The 18,249-nt window shown below is 60.6% G+C and carries 8 protein-coding genes and 2 pseudogenes; 2 read left to right on the top strand and 8 right to left on the bottom strand.

Annotated features, from left to right (window positions below):
* The 7 genes from H8B02_RS33120 to H8B02_RS33090 form a co-directional block, all read right to left on the bottom strand.
* Positions 1 to 1,331 (bottom strand): cytochrome P450 (locus H8B02_RS33120; protein ID WP_229170082.1); only part of this gene is annotated, 1,331 nt, incomplete at its 3' end.
* Between the two features lie 94 nt (positions 1,332 to 1,425).
* Positions 1,426 to 2,628, bottom strand: a complete 1,203-nt coding sequence (locus H8B02_RS33115; RefSeq protein ID WP_229170081.1) for a cytochrome P450 — start codon at positions 2,626 to 2,628, stop codon at positions 1,426 to 1,428.
* Between the two features lie 1,966 nt (positions 2,629 to 4,594).
* The gene (locus H8B02_RS33110) at positions 4,595 to 5,011 is read right to left on the bottom strand and encodes a hypothetical protein (protein ID WP_229170080.1); all 417 of its coding nucleotides are present in this window, start codon (positions 5,009 to 5,011) and stop codon (positions 4,595 to 4,597) included.
* A gap of 459 nt (positions 5,012 to 5,470) precedes the next feature.
* Entirely contained in the window at positions 5,471 to 5,677 is a 207-nt protein-coding gene (locus H8B02_RS33105) for a cold-shock protein (protein ID WP_229170079.1), read from the bottom strand.
* 211 nt (positions 5,678 to 5,888) lie between these two features.
* The gene (locus tag H8B02_RS33100) at positions 5,889 to 7,517 is read right to left on the bottom strand and encodes an acyltransferase family protein (protein WP_229170078.1); all 1,629 of its coding nucleotides are present in this window, start codon (positions 7,515 to 7,517) and stop codon (positions 5,889 to 5,891) included.
* Positions 7,518 to 7,997: 480 nt separating this feature from the next.
* Positions 7,998 to 9,998, bottom strand: coding sequence for a hypothetical protein (locus H8B02_RS33095; RefSeq protein WP_229170077.1), 2,001 nt, complete (start codon positions 9,996 to 9,998; stop codon positions 7,998 to 8,000).
* Positions 9,999 to 12,726: 2,728 nt separating this feature from the next.
* On the bottom strand, positions 12,727 to 14,688 hold the full coding sequence (locus tag H8B02_RS33090; RefSeq protein WP_229170076.1) for a putative bifunctional diguanylate cyclase/phosphodiesterase: 1,962 nt from the start codon (positions 14,686 to 14,688) through the stop codon (positions 12,727 to 12,729).
* Between the two features lie 799 nt (positions 14,689 to 15,487).
* On the opposite strand from H8B02_RS33090, the pseudogene H8B02_RS33085 reads away from it, so the two are divergent.
* Positions 15,488 to 16,337: pseudogene (locus H8B02_RS33085) on the top strand (IS3 family transposase); the annotation flags it as partial.
* A gap of 642 nt (positions 16,338 to 16,979) precedes the next feature.
* Here the strand turns inward: H8B02_RS33085 and H8B02_RS33080 are convergent.
* Positions 16,980 to 17,789 (bottom strand): effector protein NopP, encoded by an 810-nt coding sequence (locus H8B02_RS33080; RefSeq protein WP_283842278.1) that lies wholly within the window; start codon positions 17,787 to 17,789, stop codon positions 16,980 to 16,982.
* 142 nt (positions 17,790 to 17,931) lie between these two features.
* Between H8B02_RS33080 and H8B02_RS33075 the strand changes: the two are divergent.
* Positions 17,932 to 18,249, top strand: a pseudogene (locus tag H8B02_RS33075) (glycine betaine ABC transporter substrate-binding protein); the annotation flags it as partial.

The following is an 18,249-nucleotide window of genomic DNA, read 5'->3' as shown; positions in this document are numbered from 1 at the left end:
CCGCTGGTTCCGCACAGATCCTGGTCGACCACGATGCCCATCTCAGCCCCCTGCGCACGCAGCCGCACCGGCAGCGCGCGGAACGTCCTAAGGAACGCGGAGGGCTCCCGGGTCGGCTGCTCGGCCAATGCCAGCGTGGGGAAGCGCGCCTGAATCCGCGACAAGCTCTCGGCCAACTGCACCCGGGCCAGTTGCGCACCGAGGCAGAAGTGGATGCCGTGGCCGAAGCTCAGCATGATCTTCCCGCCGGTCGACATGCCAGGACTGGTGCCGTAGAACCGCGCGGGATCAAAGCGGTCGGGATCGGCGAAGGCGTCCGGGTCGCGATTGCCGGACGCGATCAGCACGCGCACGTCCGCGTTCTTCGGGATCACCACGCCGCCCAGTTCGATGTCGCGCTGGGCGATACGCGGAATGGAGCTGAACATGGCGGGCGCGTCGCAGCGCAGGACTTCTTCGACGAATGCCTTCACCCCCACGGCGTCTCCCTGCAGCCAGTGCCGCTGTTCGGGATACGCAAGCATCGCCAGGACCGCATGGTCGATGGTCGCAGCAGCGGTGGCGAAGCCGCCCAGCAGCATGCCCCACAACATGCTGATCAACTCCGCATCCGACAGCGTATCGGCATCATCGTCGTGTGCGCCGACCAGCATCGACACGATGTCGTGGCGGGGATCGGTGCGCTTGCGCTGTATGAGGCCGCCGAAGTAGGCCTTCACTGTCGCACTGGCCGCGTCTGCCGCGGCGAGCTGGGGATCGCTGGCGTGCGGGCTCAGACCTTCCAGAATGGCGCCGATGCCGGCGGCAAGCTCGAACATGTCGTCCTGGGGCATGCCAAACAGTTCGGCGAAAACCAGTATGGGCAAGGCGAGCGCGAATTCCCGATGCAGGTCCACCGCCTCCCCGCGCTCCAGCGCGGGCGCCATGCCATCCAGGCGCGCTGCGACGATGCGCGCGATGCTCGGCCGCAGGTTGTCGATCTGGCGCATGGTGAAATCGCGCGAGATCAGCCGGCGCAGACGTGTATGCGTCGGTGGGTCCTTCATCGCTAGCGTGGAGGCCAGCAGATTGAGCGACAGGCTGGTCGCCGCACGCGGGAAATAGCGCGCCAGTTCGCCCGGCGCCGGTCCCCGAAACGCATCGCCCGTGGCCTTGAGCGCCCAGTAGATGTCGGCGTGGCGGCTCAACAGAAAGAGGCCCGACGCCGCGCGATGCACCGGATCGTGCTCGCGCAACCACCGCATGAACGGATACGGGTCGTGGATGCACGCTGGCGACGCCAGTTCGGCGAAGGCGTCCCGGCATGCTGCCGTGGTTTCTTGCACGTCCATCTTGGTTACCTGTTGGCTGGCTGATCTGATCGGTGCGCGGCAGGCGCGCCGGCAAATTGCGGAGAAGATCGCGATCCGCGGCGGCGTCCGCGCATCACCAAAGCACCGGGAACTCCTCGAACCCGCCAGTGATGATCTCCTTGCGCAACTTCAGTTCTTCGGGCGCCACGGCCAGGCGCAGCGCGGGAAAGCGCTGGAAGATCGAACCGAACACCGCCTTGAGTTCCAGCCTGGCCAGCGCGCCGCCGATGCAGGAGTGCGGCCCGTAGGAGAACGCCAGGTGCGGCTTTTCCTGGCGTCCGATGTCGAAGATTTCGGGGTCGTCGAAATGGCGCGGATCGAACGACGTCGCCGGTAGGCCGACCAGCACCTTGCTCTCCGCGGGAATATCCACGCCCGCGATGGTCACGTCCGTTCTCGGATAGCGCATGATGCCGTCCCAGCCCGCGCCCGGCGGGTACATGCGCAGGATTTCCTCCACCGCCTTGTCCACCAGGGATGGATCGCCGACCAGGCGTTCGCGCTGTTGCGGATGGCGGAACATGGCCAGCAGCCCGAATTCGATCTGCGCAGCGGTGCTCTCGTGTCCCGCCACCAGCATGCCGGCCGCCAGGCCGAGCGCCTCTTCCTCGGTCGCGTTGCCCTGGTCGACCGCGGCGAGCAGATCCGTCAGCAGGTTGTCGCCCGGATTCTGGCGCTTGTCCCGCATCTTGCCGCGAATGTAGGCGCGCAGTTCTTCCCAAGCCAGGCGCGACGCGCTGCGCGGGCCCCTTTCATGCTGGTGCGTCATCACCTCGTCGGACAGGTTGGCGAAAAAGGCGTGATCCTCGTAGAGCACGCCCATCAGCGCGCTGATGACCATGGCCGGAAGCGGAAAGGAGCGGTGGCGCCGCAGGTCGGCGGGCTGGGGCTGGGCCGCCAGCGTCTCGAACAACTGCGCGGCGATCGCCTCGACCTGCTGCGCGAGCAGCTTCACCCTGCGGTCGCTGAAGGCGGGCGCTACGATCGTGCGTAACCGGGCATGCTCGCCCCCCTCGTGCGAGACCAGCCACCCCGGCGAACCGAGAATCACCGAATCCGGAGTGAATGCTGCCGGCGGCATTCCCGCGGGCCGGAACGCCGCGTCAGACAGCACCGCCTTGGCCTCGTCGTAGCCTGTCACCCACCAGCCTTCGTGCCCGGACGGGAAGCGTACGCGGTGGATCGGACCGTTGGCGCGTAGCGCCAACATCTCGGGCGAGGGCTCGATGTGATCGACGCGCCACATCGGCAGCGTCGGCAAGGGCTGTTCGAACATGGTGGCACTTCACTCTCTAAGCAATGGAAGGGCGGAAGGTGACCGGCAGGCGTTGCGGGCAGCGAATGACGTAAGACGGCATGTAGACGACGTCCTCCGCGGCGATGGTCAGCGCCCGATCCTCCAGCCGCACGAACAGCGCGAGGAAGCCGCATCGCAATTCCGGGCGCGCAGCGCAGCGCCGAGGTAGACATGCGGCCCCTGGCCGAACGACAGGTACGGATTGTGCCGCCGGGTGACATCGAACCTGTTGGCATCGCCATAGATCGACCGACCCAAGGATGGGTGAAGGAGGTTCGACCGCACTCGCCACCGACGTGTCCGCCAATATAGCCCCTGGACCAGATCCCACACTGCCGGCGGCAGTTTCACTCCTGGCTCAAGGTCTGCCGCTTTGGTTGCGCTGCTCGCGACGAGCGCAATTGTTGTGGCTCCCAAAAGAAGAAGTCTAGATCGCATCCAACACTTCCCTGCATTTTCTCCGTCCACAACCGAGCGCCAAGTCACTGCACAGCAAATCGTCAGAATGGACCAGACGCGAACAGCGCGCCGTGTCCATCCCGAAGACCATCACTCGATTGGTGATGACGCCGTGAACAGAGCAAATCGCGTGCCGAAGTGAATTCGCAGGCTCAGCAGGCACTTCGGAGCGGCGCGCAGTGTCAGGTTTCTGACATTTGAATCTCAATGCCGACAACCGGCGCAGCAAGTGTCCGACAAAGGCCCGCTCTCGGGCTGAGTGTGCGGGGTAGCCCTTGCGCGATATTTCAAGCATCTGGATTGGCTGCAGCGGATCGCCGGAAACCATCGATCTCGGCGGTAGCTATCCGGAAAACAAAGCCCGCCTCTCGACATCTCGCTGGGTTGGATGGCGCATGCGGCGCCGAGAACTTTCCCGACGGCAAGAGGCTTCTGCATCAAGGCAGACGATAGATTCCGGAAGCTGAATCCAGATTTGCCTGGTCCGTAGCACGACTGGGGGCCGGCGCCTCTAACATCACAGCTTGCCTTCGTCGACCGCATGAGCGGGCAACACGATCTTGATCAGCATGGGCTTATCGTTCGGCTGCGATCGTTAGCGAGTCATTGCACGAGAAGATCCGGTGAGCCGATCGAGGGTCCCCCAGATGCGATGAGCACGGGCCGATCCTTCTGACGCGGAAGGCCAGGCAGGGATCGACCTTATGAAGCCTGGGCGTTCAAATCGATACCAGCGCATACCATCATCAATTAGGCCGGGTTTTTTGACTCCCGGAACGAGTCGCCGGCCCTGTCCGCGGGCTGCACTTTGAGACGGGCTGCCGCCCGAGCGGTCGGCGCATATGGCTTAAGCACATGACGGAAAAATAGACTATCGCGATCGCGGCCCCTGATCGTCCTGGTAAACGCCGTCTGTGAAATCACGACGGTCGGATGGGCGACCTGCACGCGGGCAGGTCAGCGCGATCTCGATCTGCTCTTCTGGCTGCCCAACGCGCCGTTCGTACCAGGCAGCCAGCTGCAACAAGCGGTTCTTGATGAACGGGTCAGCTTGCTCTGCAAGTTCCCGCACGATCCGCGCCCTCTCTACAAAACTCGTCGTCCATGGCATCCCCCGAAATTGGCGCCTCCGAATAATGCAGTTGAGAAGTCGGACTGCATATGACCCAGGTTACACTGCAAGATATCTTCCTGCAGTTCGCCGGCGGTTTGAAGAAAGCACTCGCCTCGTTCAGCAACAAGCGCGAGGCCTGGCCTTGCTCTTTCCCGCCATACGACTTTGCACAGGCAGGTCCTGTTCGGCGGAACGACCACTGAACCGTTGAGGAATGGCGATGGAGAGCCACCCTTCAATGCGTGCCTTCCAGGCCCGTCACAACCCCGTAAACCGGATCGATGCGGCGCGAGAACGACAGCATTCATATACCAGGGGGCCAAGTGCCGCGCGCGCCTTGCATGGATCGAGCGACAGTTAAAGCCAGCCACTTTATGCTGTGCGTCGATTGGATCCACCTTTCCGGCGGCGCCGCCGCGAGTTCTGACGGCGACTGCGCGGAGGAATAAGTGAATTTGCCGCTTCCGTGACCGCTTGCGTAGCGACTTCGCCGGACGAGGGATCGACGGTTGACCGATGCGGCTCTCTTTGATCGGCGACGGTCTTTTCGAGAGCAGAGAGGAATTGCCGCCCGTCTTCGGTAATTTCCCAGCCGAGAGCATCGCGAAAGACAAGCTTCGCCGAAAAGATATTCAGGTCCGGCGCGTGTTCGGCCAACCGCTTCATGCGATCGGTCCAATCATGGCCGCTGTTCATCAGGATCTCCACGGCCCGTCGGACCTCGGCAACGGAAGCCCTCCCCGCAGGCTGGCCGGCCAGTACTTTCAGGACGGTCAGCTGGAAGGACACTTGCCGTGTCTCCGATGGGCTGTGGGCTGTGTTTGCAGTTCCCCTCAATGGATCAAGGTCAGGGGCGCATCGTCAACAACATGGCGCCGATAACCTCAACTATATTGGCTAACCCCCGCGCACCGACGTCCTGGGGTTTGACCTCGCCGCGCGTATCAAGCTCATGCGCTACTGGTCCTCTCGGAGCCCGTACGTCAGCGCAGCAGAACAGTCCTGCAGCCACAGCGCCGCGCGCCAGTATGGTTCATAACAGACGAACTCAGTTGTGCGGGCCCTTCATATGCGACAGCATCACGCTTCGATCGGAAGGACTGGCCGGTGCACCGTTACTTGGGGCGTGGCATGCGGGCGCACCTCCTGGCCTATCGGGCACCAGTGTACGGTTCGGACCGTCCATAGCCTATCGACAGGTGCGAGCACACGCCCTGCAAGGCAGGAGTTTCCCGGAGGCGAACCGGATCAGCCAACCCGGAGATCCTCGGCTGACATCTTGCCCGAACGCCCGGCCTTGAGCTGGTAACTTACCCGGGCTCCCTCTTCGAGGCTGGTGTAACCGGCCTTTTCTACGGCACTGATGTGCACGAAGACATCGGGACTTCCGTCCTCCGGCCTGATGAAGCCATAACCTTTGGTCGAATTGAACCACTTCACAATACCCATTGCCACGCGGCATCTCCATAAGTGAACTGTTGTGATCTAGCCAAGAGTCTCGCAGCCATCAAGGTGGGCGGCAAGGAGACGCTCGTTCGCTGCGGGTCGCTTTTGTCGCATGGCTCACTCGACCGGCGCTTTGCGCGGCGGCCGACAGCAAGACCCTGGCGCCGAAGACGCTTCGCTTCTTTGACTTCGGGATTCGAATGACGTCTGAACCTGCGGCTCATTCATCGCGCGTTAGTCCGTTACAGGAGAGCCGCAGAGCGGAGACCATGGCACGCTCAACCGGAGCCGAGCCGGAGCGAATAGTGCGCTCCCCCTTGCAAAGCCAGGCGGCCGTAAACTCCTTCGCGCAGCCCGGAGCGGGATCACTAATCCGCGTCATGCCTGCACTGAAAGTGCATTCGTCCTTGCCGTTACAGGCTGCTGCAAGCGCAGCCGTGGCGTTGCCGCGCGCCGAGATCCAGCGGCAGTTACCGCCATACGTGGCAGAAACGACCGAGATACCTGATTGCGTGACGGCATCCCCGGTCGCGCCCCGCAGCGCGTACGTGGCCGCCGCCGCGACAAGAGCGGCAAGGCCAGCACCTCCCAATCGTACCAGGCGCCTGCGCCGTTCCGGCGAGGCCGCCTGATACCACCTGCGAATTCGCCCTCGAGCCGGCACCTCGAAACCGAAATGCAGCAGGATCGCGACGCAGGTCGCCAGAGTGAAAGCAAGGGCGAGCGCACCGAGATGGCCAGGCAGCTGGTTGGCGGTTTCCCAGCGTACTGTCGGAAAACGCCGGTAGATGATGACGTGTACAAGATAAAGGGCAAAGCTGGCCTCTCCGAGGAAGACAAGCCAGCTTGCCGACAACAGCCGTCCTGCACTGCTCACGGGATGAGCCGCCGAGATAAGAATGAGCCCGACCGGCGCCGCCAGAGCGATATTGTTGCGCGTAATATCGAACAGGCTCATCGTCGCCCCGAATGGGGCCTTATGGACGGTAAACCAGAACACCAAGCCTGTCGCGCCGACACCAACAATCGCGGCGATATCGAGCAGAGCTCGGGATGGCCTGAAATCCTCGGCCAACCACACTTCATGGAGTTTTGCCAAACAACAGCCGAGGATGAATTCCCATACCCTGCAAAACGGCGAAAAGTAGACGATCCAGAGGATGAGCGTGTTCTTCCAGTTCGGCAGAGCCGCCTCCGTCCCCCAGGCATGAAGCGCAAACAGATTGATGCGGCCCTGAAGCAAGAACACCGCAAGGTCGATGCCAAGCTCGATTGTGACTGCTCCAATCGCGCATAAAATCGCGGCAGACACAGTTCTGATCCGCGCAAGGAACGGGCAAACGAGCGGAAAAACCAGATAGAAAAACCATTCGGTACTCACTGACCAGGAGACGATGCCGATCTCTTCGTACTGCCAGACGGGCGCGACACCGGCTACATTTGCGAAGAACCACGTTTGAATCATCCCGAGTTGAAACGGGACAATGTGCCACGAAAATCCCTCGGCCGGTGCCTCGGTTCCGGGAAGCCAGGGCCATACCATCGGGCCGGTCAGTAATTCGACGAGAAAGAGAACAACAAACAACGGATAGATTCGCGCCATGCGCGCCACGAGAAATTCCGGGATCGCTTTGCGCGGGCTGCCGGCAATCGAGCTGCCATAGTTATATTGAATGACAAAACCACTCAGCGTGAAGAAGACGGACATCCCGAACAGGCCCAGTGTCCCGATGCTGATATCGAGTGCAAGACTGGTACCTTCCAGGAACAGACTTCCACCGTGAGACAATGCCACTGCTGCTGCCGCGACAAACCGGATGCCGGTCAGCGCGGGTATCTGCTTGACCATCGATGTCGCCCGTCATTTGCGAGGTGGTACAAATCCTGGCGATCGATGGCACAAACGGCAGTCTGCCGGGGAGAGAAGCAATAGAGACAGGGAAGGCCGATCGCATCGCGCGAGCGTGCCATGCGATCTGCCAGAGTCCTTCGGTAGCTCAAAGCCGTTATCAGAGCGTCCCTACATCTTAGCGCGACGCCGGCTAACGCTGAAACTCTGCCTTCTGGTAGGGCGGCCCGGATTCAAAGCTCGTATTCCGCGCCAGGCCGGCTCTGGCGAAAGGCCCGTCCCCTCATCGGCAAGCATCATGCCCGGTGAACCGCGCGTTGTGATGCCGGTGATCCTGGGCACAGATGAGGCGTCATGTCCGGTTCAGCCAGCTTGCGGACGATGGAAGAGAAGAACGCGCCCGCCGGGCGGGTTGAGAACCACACCGAAGGCCAGCACCGCCGTCCGCCGAGCAGGCGAGATTTCAGAGCGACTGCCTCCTCAGCCGGGTTCAGGATAAATGCGAACTCGCCGACGGCCCTCGCTTTCCTCCAACTCGCCCCTGTAAGGCACGCTTCGGATCTCGAAATAGGTTGGGCGTCCGACCTCCGGCATGATGCGCTGGCCCTCCAGGGCGCGGACGAGGTAAGGCGGCAGGAACCGCTCTCGGTGCTCCCATCCCCCGCGGATCAGGTACCCAAGATCCACTGCGCCTTCACCCGATTGCGCGGCCCTGACGATCTGCGGAGGACGATGATGCGGCTGGGAAGGGCCAGCTTCATTGATCCCGCCGGTGCGCGGGTGATGAACGAGGCGAACATCCCTGTGCCCGCCTGGTCCAAACGTGGCGGAATAGCGCTCACCGTTGATAGCAAGCTGACTTGGCTCGAACTGGCTTGGCAGCAGATTGAGATTGCCGAGTACGTCAATCAACACTGTTGAGGCCGTCTGGGAGCCGTGGCGCCAGTTCGCGCCAACGATCGCCCCAATATCGCGCAGTTCCTGCGTGCCCCCCGGCTGCCCCGCGAACGCCGACGCTCCGGCAAATTCGGGGGGTAGCGCAGAGCGCGCATCATCGCGCAAGTCGTACGGCGTGGGCGGATCCAAGTCGACGAAGGAATCGAGACCGCCGTATATGTTTGACGACCGAGGCCTCACGGATGATGGCGATGCAGGTTCTTGCATTTGTTGCCAAAACCAATCCCAGGCTCGCTGGCTCGGGGTGGCTGGCGTCGCAGGAAGCTCCTGCGGCGTGCGCGCCTGTCGAGCAGCTTCCCCGGAAGCCTGCCCCGCGCCCTCAGGTGGCTGCAATCCGAGCGCTCTGTTCGCATCAAGGATTTGTTGGTACTGGCCAAGGCTGACTAGATCAGCGTTGATCTTGTCGTCCTCGGTTTCCTGCTTGTACTCCTCGACATCTTGGGCGAACCCTTCGCTGAAGAGGCGGCCGGCCATCGGCTGCCTGTCATGCGTCTGCAGCCACTCACTCAGCCTGGACAGTCGGCGAGCTTGCCTGTCGATCGTCTTTGGCTCGACCCTGTGTGTCGCCTTTTCCGCCGCGGCCCATAGGCCGATGAGGGCTGCGTCGGCGTCATGGGGGACCAAGCGGCGGATATCGGCTGCCAAAGTGTTTCCGGCACCGACTTCCCGCAGCTTCTTCAAGGCCGCCTTGATGCGCCTGCCGCGATCCTTTGCATAGGTATCGACGTCCTCATCGAGCTCGGCTTCCAGCTGGTGGTTTTCCAGCTCCGGATTTTCCAGCTGGGCGTTTTCCAATTCCCGCTGAATTCGATCGGCAATTGACGGCCTGCCGGCCTCGCTCAGGCGCGCGCTCAGATAGCGCAGATCGGCTGCCGCATTTTTGATGGTGCCGTCGCTCAGGTTACCCGCCGCCTTGTTTCTGAAGTCTGCAATGAGCGCCTCATCCGCCGCAGACACGCCGCGCGTCCGGCCCGGCTGCCTGGCGTAATCCACGCGAAACGTCGTTGAAAACCCGTCGGGCTGCCCCGCGTCGCGCGAGGACCTTTCGCCGCCGCTCCCGCCAAAGGCTTTGCGGACGCCCGACTTGAAGCGTGACCACAATCCGCGGCTTTTGCCGCTCCTGGCCGGAGGCGCGGGCTCTGCGTCCGGAAGGCTGTAGCGCGCGCTGCTGAATAGATCATCCCGCAAGCCAGACTGCGACACTTGCGCCGAAGCCGGAAGCTGAAAGCGAGGAATGTCCACGCTCCGGCGCGTGTCGCCGAGCGAACTCTCCCTTGAAGAGGAGTGTGGCGGCATCCGCATTGAACCGCCGAAATCGCTCCGTCGGACTGCTCGCCCGTCTGCTGCGGGAGCCGGATCCGGCGACTCTGATTTTGAGGAGCTCCCGTCAGACGAAACGAGATCCAAATCCTCCATCCGCCGCTCAAAGTCGCCTTGCTGGCTTGCGTTGCCCGCGCGCGCCCGCCGGGCGGTGTACTCCTGCATCCAGGCTCCTGTATCGAAGAATGGGTTGACCGGATCCATCCTGCTCTCCTCGTGTTGGTACAGGCCCTGCCGCAATCCACTTGGCTTACTCGGTGGCAGCCGTTCAGCGACAATCAGATTCCTATTTTGCATCTGCAACCTTTCGAGAAGCTGATGGGATTGTGATTGCTGCGAGCAAACCCGAGGGCTGCCGTCCCACTTGTGATCTGACCAAGCTAAATCTTTGCTGGAAACATTCGGTACTCCATCCATCCACGCGACGTGAGCGCAGGATGAAAATGCGAAAAGGACGAGCCTCCATCGAACAAAAAAACCGCGCGGTCAGCGAGGGCGAGCTCGATCGCGCAGTCAGGTGCCGAAACTGAAGACCATGTCCCCGCAGCCTCGTCAAATGCTTCATCGGGGCGTGAACACTTGGCTGTATTGAGAAAGGGGAACGTAAAGACCCAGCTGCGCAAAGCCGACGCCTTTGGCCTATTCGAACGAAAGGCTCCGGGACGACCGCTCGTCGAGCATTCAGAAAAATGGGGCGCGAGGTCGTCGAGCCGCTCCCGTGCCAGCTGCGGATCTTCGTATGAACAGAGAAAGATCATACTCGGGGGCTTCCAAGCCGGTGCAGAGGTTGTAGAGCCACCTCGTCGCGATGCCCGTCGGCGCGCCCCGGCGAGCGGGCGAGAGGAGCAATTCCTGACAAGCAAGGAGCTCATGATGCCGCCCAGCTTTCGGAACGCTTCTGATCTACCCACTCGTGTAGTATCCCGAAGGCCTTCGTAAAGGGCTGCTGACATTGCCAAGCCAGCGCCGGTCGCGCGATCTCGCAAAAGCCCCTTTTCTATCGAGGAAGGCCGCCCGCCGGGCCCTGCTCTTGAGGATGGCGTTGATGAAGCCGCGCACACTTAACGATATGAAACTAACCTGCTGGACCCGCCTGTATAATCGAGATTTTGGTGATCCCATGCTCCACGATGAATTTAACAAACAACGGGCCAGTCTGGTTCGCGATCTGGCCAGCCGCACTGACCCTTTTATCAAGCGCGCCTGCTTGATCCGGCCTTCCGGTACGAGAAGCCCCCGGCCAAGATCTAGCGACTGCCGATCGTATCGCTGAACGATCAGGTCGCTTCGGACCGGTCGGACAGCAACGACGTTGGCTAATCGCTCAGCCAGGTCATTCAAGGGCTGTCGTAATCGGGCGCGCGGTTGGAGCGGCGCTCGTGTGCTCAGCATACGCGATGATGGCCCCGCTAGCTGTTGAGTCCGTGGTGACGAGAAAGGGCGCGACGGCTCCGTTGCCTGCAACCGCTCAATAGCGGCTTTCGTCCTTCTCCTATGCAATACGCGGAGAACCGCGCGGCCGCCCCGCTGGACTCGCAAGATAATTGAACCTGCAGGGGCCCAGGCCGCGCGCGGTTATAAACTCGCTTCGAGCTATGCATTCGGCCGCGGGAGGTGCCCTCTGCTGGTGCCCTTCTTTTGCGTCGCAAAGCCGAACGATGCCGACATGCCGGCGCTCGATCCCGGCCTTCTTGCCAGCGCCCAGACGGTTCGACCACGACGGAGATCTCCGCCATGCGGCGCGTCGGCCCGGCCGCTCCCGCGAGACGCGCCGGCACATGTTCTCTAAGCGAACCGCAGCTATCGGCATCGCGGTGGGGCAATTTCCGCCAAATCCGGGATTTACGCGTGCTGCATGATCACAGTTAACGTCCGCCGAGTGGAACCTTCGACAGGGCGCTTCGCTTCAACCCCGTAATCATACGGGTCTCAAAGATCTGGAACCTTTTGCAGATATCGCGCAGGCTGGTCTGAGCCAGGATTTTGCAGCAACCCTTCCTGGGGGCTAGAGCCAGCGCCGTCTCGCATGTATTTCAAGCGGGCGGCGTTGTGCTGTATGGCGAGCCTGTTTCTCACAATTTGAGAATAGATAGAATAGCCAATTGTAGAGCGGCAAAGTGGGAGATTGCGCCCCTCGCGATGCAAGCCGAGCTACGCGGCGTCCACTGGCCCGGGACCAATCGCGCTCACACTCGAAATCGCGCATCTGGGCCTCGGCGGGCCTGCTGCTGAGTCCGTCGATTTGGTGATCTTACGGCCATTGCGGACGAGGCGGCCAGGATCGGGATGCGCGGCGCCGAGAAGGAAGGCACCCTCGCGTCAAGGCTGTCGGATTAACGCAACTTAGACGGTGCTCGATGCTTCCATCAAGCAGCTTGTCTGCTTGTGGCGCCGTACCTTGCCAACGCCCCGAGCCGAACAGCATCGACCTCCAAAGCACTGCTGTCCGCGCCTGAGATGGCGCGAGGAAGGACTCAAGGGAGATGGCTTCCGCCATGCAATGACTAACCAGCCCGCTGGGTTGGTGCGCGCCGGTGATGCTGCAGCCCCATTGTCTGTGATGAAGAGCCGGTTGCGCTTCCGCAATACTGACAGCTGGCAATTTAAATGGGTTTGCCGCTTTTAGCCGAACGCGAGCCGGGATCTCCCCCACTCATCCAATTGTCTTCGTTCGTACCTGGTCCAGCTTGTTCGCGCGCTGTCCCGCTGCTTCCGCAATCTCTCGTGTCTCGCCAGTTAAAGCGCGCAATCTCGTCGCAGATTCCTGAGCGCAGGTAGCGATCGCCTTAGAGTGTCCGAGTCCTCTTGCGGCACGGTCGCTGTGGCTACAAAACTTGTCGAATGCTTGGCTTATACCTTCAAAGGCCGCACGACCTCTTCTCTGCTTTTGGCGACGCAAGTGATCGAGCCATGCCGAAGCGACCCCTTTCACTCAAGCGCCGGGTGTCGACCATTGCTTATCTTGATCGAGCAGAGCGAATATGTTCTCGGCTGCGACCGGCCGACCGATGAGATATCCTTGCACTTCGTCACAATTGGCTTGTCGCAAATAGTCGAACTGCTCGGCGGCTTCAACGCCTTCGGCGACCACGCCGATCCGCAGGTCCTTGGCCAGTGTGATGATTGATTTTACGATCGCCGCACTCTCCGGTCGGCTCAACATGCCCCGAATAAAGGACTGATCGATCTTGATGCGAGTATAAGGCAGTTTCAACAAATAGGTGAGCGACGAATATCCCGTTCCAAAATCGTCGAGTGCCACCGTCACTCCCAATTGCAGGAGTGCGTTCAGGATCGATGACGCCGGCGCGTACTTCGAGATCAACATCGACTCGGTTATTTCGATTTCGAGACGATGAGGAGCAACTCTGGCTTGGGAGAGGGCCTGCACGATTGTCTCAAGGATGCTGGCGTTATGGAATTGAGCTGCCGAAAAATTCACTGCGACCCTGAGGTCCGACGGCCAATTCGACAGCGTCGCGCAGGCGTGCCGGACCACCCACTCACCGATTCCGTGGATCAGTCCGGTTTCTTCGGCGATCGGGATGAACTCGGTCGGGGAAATTACTCCACGCACCGGATGCCGCCAGCGCAGCAAGGCCTCAAAGCCGGTGACCCGGTTCTCGCGAATATCAAAGAATGGTTGATAGAGGAGGAACAGTTCGTCTCTGTCGATCGCGAACTCCAGATCCCGCTGCAGTGCCCTGCGCTGTTGCGCTGATCTGTCATCGGTGATCTCAAAGAAGCAGATTGTTCCCGCCCCCCCTTGCTTGGCGCGATAGAGCGCAATGTCGGCATTCCTCAGGAGCTCGTGAGGTACGTCGCCATCGCGCGGGGCCACTGCGATTCCAACGCTGGTCGTCCCCGCGATCTCGCATCTTTCGATCGCGAATGGTTCGGCGAAGGCGCTGACGAACCGCTCGGCGACTTCCAAGGCGTCCTCCACCTTGGTCAGATTGGTTATAACCAGCGCAAATTTATCGCCGCCAATGCGCGCAACGGCATCAATTTGCCGTACGCATCGCTGTAGTCTCGCCGCAGCCTGCACGAGAAGTTCATCGCCAGCGGGGTAACCAAATCTATCGTTCACTTCCTTGAAGCGATCGACGTCGAGAAGAAGAACCGCGAATTCCTCGCCGGTGCGGGCGAGTCTGTTGAGCGCACCTTCGAGGCACTCATTGAAGGCGAAACGGTTCGGCAGTTGCGTCAGCGGATCTCGTCGGCCCCTCCTTTCGGCCTCCAGTTGAGCAATCGTGCGCCTGGTAAATTCAAAGGAATTGGCGAAAACACCGCGCAGGAGCACAAAGCCATAGGCAACAACCAGGATAGCGACGAGGAGATAGGCGAAATCGTCGTTTCGGGCGAGGCAAATTGCCGTACCGACGAAGATCGGAGCCGTGAACGCAACTGCCGCCACCGGAATCGTGGCGAAGGCGAACGCGCCACCTGCAAGCATCCCTGAGCAGAGACATGTTATGACGAGTTGCCCGCCGTTGGACGCGTTCGCGAAGAAAGCCACCGGCACAATTGCCCAGGCGATTCCGAGAACCAGCGCATTCCGTACCAGGCGGTGCATGGCCTGGCGCGACACGAACTGAGGCTTGGTCATCAGTCGTGATGAACGCGCTTTCAGGCCTATCGATAGCGCGCCGCAGATGACGATCGCCGCCCAGATCAGGGCAAAGTTTCTGTCTGGCGAATGCCAAAGCGCAATTGCGAGCACGGCCGCATTGCAGGCGTTGGCAAGCATGATGCCCAGCGAATAGCCAAGCACGAGGGAGAGCTGCTCGGCACGGATGTATCCTGCGACCGCTTCGTCCGTAGCCGGCCCGCCGAAGGCCGCCAGATCTCCGGCCGGCAGCTTCGAGAGACAGGAGTTCAGATATTCTCTCATTCCGGGACCCTGCAGGACTGGCTATAGCGTTGGCACCAGCTCTCGAAGGTCGCGGCAAATCTTTGACAAAGGATAAACTCTTGATTGTACCCGGCGCCCGACGACACCTCACGGCGCGCTGGAATCATTGTTGAGGCTTTGACCGATTACAAACTGCAGAAAAACTCTGTCCGCTTCGTACAGACCCGCTGCTTTTGATAGATCGTCGCTAACTTGAGCTAACTCGCATGCGGACAGCCTCACAGCCTCAGCACTAGCTGGATAGGCGGGGTTGTGCGATCGATCGGCTTGAAAGGTTTGGCGACCGCCTCATTCCGCGGTTGAGTCGCTTGCTCCGACGATTTTTCTCATTGCGTGACCCTGGTAGTTCGCTGTCTTGCCGCACGACGGCCAGCCAATGAAAAGGCCGCTCTTTCGGTTGAGGCGCCGTTTATGCCTTTTGTTCGATCGAGCCAGCCTTCCTCCTTGTTACTCGACCCCGTCGGCCCACGCGATCAGAACTGGTCAACCCGGTCGTGATGATTTGCTGCCCGACCTGACGCGCTAATTGTGCCCTGGGTCAGCGCTTCGAGGATGTCATCGATGAGCAAGTCATCTATCTTATGCATCGAAGAAGACGGGAGAGTCATTGCTCGGCGATAGCGCCAGCTGCTTTGCAAAGGTCGGGCACGACCTTCCGAGGGTGACGCAGTTCTGCGAGCAAGGAGAGACTAGAGCCGGCTCCGCAAATCTGAACAGGGCGATAAGTGGAGTTTCTGCCTGACGGCGGGCAAGATTGTCCCGCGAATCAGGAGAGACGATGACGAGACGCGCACGCCGGAACCACACAGCCTTCAAGGCGAAAGTGGCGCTTGCCGCGGTCAAGGGTGACCGGACACTGGCTCAATTGGCGGAGCAATTCGACGTTCATCCCAATCAGATCACATCGTGGAAAGCGCAACTTGAAGGCGGGGCCGCCGATGTGTTCGGTCCGGGCGGCAGCAGTGCCGCGGCGGCGTTACCCCCCATCGATGTGAAGTCGCTGCACGCCAAGATCGGAGAGCTGACGCTGGAGAACGATTTTTTAGAGGGCGCGCTCACCAAGGCGGGATTGCTGAGCGCAAAGCGATGATCGACCGTGAGCACGATCTGTCGATCACCAAGCAGGCGGAAGTTTTGAAGATCAGCCGCGGCAGCGTCTACTACCTGCCGCGTCCGGTGTCGTCCGCCGACCTCGCGATCATGCAACGGCTTGACCGGCTGCATCTGGAGTTCCCTTTCGCCGGTTCGCGTATGTTGAGAGGTCTGCTGGCTGCCGAGGGGTGCAAGATCGGCCGCCGGCATGTCAAGACGCTGATGCGGCGGATGGGGATAGAGGCGCTGTACCGCCGTCCGCGCACCACCAAACCTGAGCCCGGGCACAAGATCTATCCGTATCTGCTGCGCGGCATGGAGATCACACGCCCGAACCAGGTATGGGCAATGGATATCACCTACAGTGCCCGATGGCGCGTGGCTTCGTGTACCTCGCGGTCGTACTGGACTGGGCGACCCGCCGGGTTTTGTCGTGGCGGCTGTCGATCACGATGGAGGCGGCATTCTGCATCGCGACACTGGAGGACGCTTTGGCGCGTCACGGCAAGCCCGAGATCTTCAACACCGACCAGGGAATCTTCAAAAGATGAATGATCGCCGCACCACCTACATTGTGGCGCTCAAAGCTGCCGACGCAGGCGACATCACTCCAGTGATGGACTTTTGTAGTCCGCGTGGTCGCCATTGACAACGACATGAGACAGCGATGGCCAAGAAGAAAAAGCTAAGTGAATACGAGGCTGCCTGCGTTACGGAGATGTCACCCGAGCTGCTGCTGCTCCTTTTTTGATCTTTGCCATGCGTCCGCTGCCCACGAGCCCGGGTGGATGGTCTCGTTGCTCGATGAGTTGGTTCGACACTTCTCGAGATTACCGCCTACGAAGAAAACGGTCAACGAAGCCCTCCTCACCCAGCGAACCCGGAAAGATCCGAGCCATTCTGATGGTGAGGACACAATGACGCTCGCACCTGCCATCGGCAATCCGCTCCTCCAGCCCGGGCTGCAGTCGAAAACCCTGGCTGGAAGCCCGGGTTTTCTTTTGTGCTATTATAGGCGCCAACTCTCGTAAACCGCCGCGGTGCGGTTAGTACAGTGCACCTCACGGATTGAGCCGAATTGGCTTCGGCTTCGTTCCGTCCTAGGCTCGATCGTAAGCCGCAGGTGTCGGTTGGTCTGCGCTCCTGCTCCACCTCCATGGATTGGTGGAGATCTCACGTCACATAAAGTCTCCATCCGAGTCGGACTCTGATGAAGATTCCTCATCGCTCGGCGCGTTGACTTTGGAGAGATACATCGGAGAATTGGTTGCACGCTGCCACTCACCATCCCTATATCTCCACTGGCTGGACTGGGTGGGATCAAGTACCATATCATTGCGATCTACATCAACGAAGCCCATTTGTTCTGCACGGGCTCTCGCTTCATCATTAGCAGGACGCCAGTTCACCAGCGGCCGTTCGCCGTCTTGCCGTAGTTGGTGCTCGAGCAGAATATCGCCGGCGTTGCCGGCGAGCGGATGAGCAACCTGAAAATCCACGATTGATGTGACGTCAGTTCGTCCGGGGAACTGTTCTCGCCACCGTTGGCTGGTGAACTCAGTCGCCATAGGAAATCCGGCTTCCGTTCTTTGGAGGCCGACGCTCCTATTTCCCAGTTGGTAGCTGTAATATCGGGCGGCATCAGAATCGTTTCGGATCGCGAAACTGCTAGCGACATCCGCGGTGCGCCTAGCTCTTTCGGATACAAATTCTGAGTATTCTTGCGGATTGTTGGCAATATGATTGATTTCTTCACCATGAAAGCTCCTCACCCGTTCCCGGAATTCGGCTCGGTCGATCTCAACAACGGGAGGTCTTGAAGTGAGGCAATAACTCGGCTGCGAGGATGAGCCGGCACCTGAATCCTGCAATCCCATTCTACCGAACGCGTCCGCGAAATCGTCGGCATTCCCGTGCTCCGGGGAGCTTGCGTAATGATACTCATCATCGGATGGAACATCCGACCAATTGTTAATTCGACCGTCCATGACGACCACACTCCTATGGCTGTTGCATTGTGTTCAGGTCATTAGACCTGACTCCCCGATAAGCAGCCTAGCTGTCTGTAAGCTGACGCCCGACAAATAAGCGGAAAACTAAATTCGCTGAAACGATAGGGCGAGCCGGCGAGTCGATCAATTTTTGACGCTCATCGAGCGCGGATTGCGCGAGCGCAAACGCCTCCGCACCGTGCTCGGCAGCGTCGGGGATCGCCGCACTGGTCGCGGCTACCGCTGATCCCTTCGATGGCGCGGGCGCCGTCGACCTACGTCATCGGCGCCAAGACGTTTGCCGAGCAATATGTGCTCTCCGCGCTGATCGAGCAGCGGCTGGCGGCGGCGAGATTGCAGGCCTCGTCGCGCGAAGGCCTCGGCTCCAGCGTAATTTTCCAGGCGGCCGATAACATCGACGTCTATGTGGATTATTCCGGCACGCTGTGGGTCAACC

Origin of the sequence: Bradyrhizobium altum, from assembly GCF_020889705.1 — a bacterium.
Lineage (GTDB): Bacteria > Pseudomonadota > Alphaproteobacteria > Rhizobiales > Xanthobacteraceae > Bradyrhizobium > Bradyrhizobium altum.
This window is presented reverse-complemented; position numbering and strand designations above follow the sequence as displayed.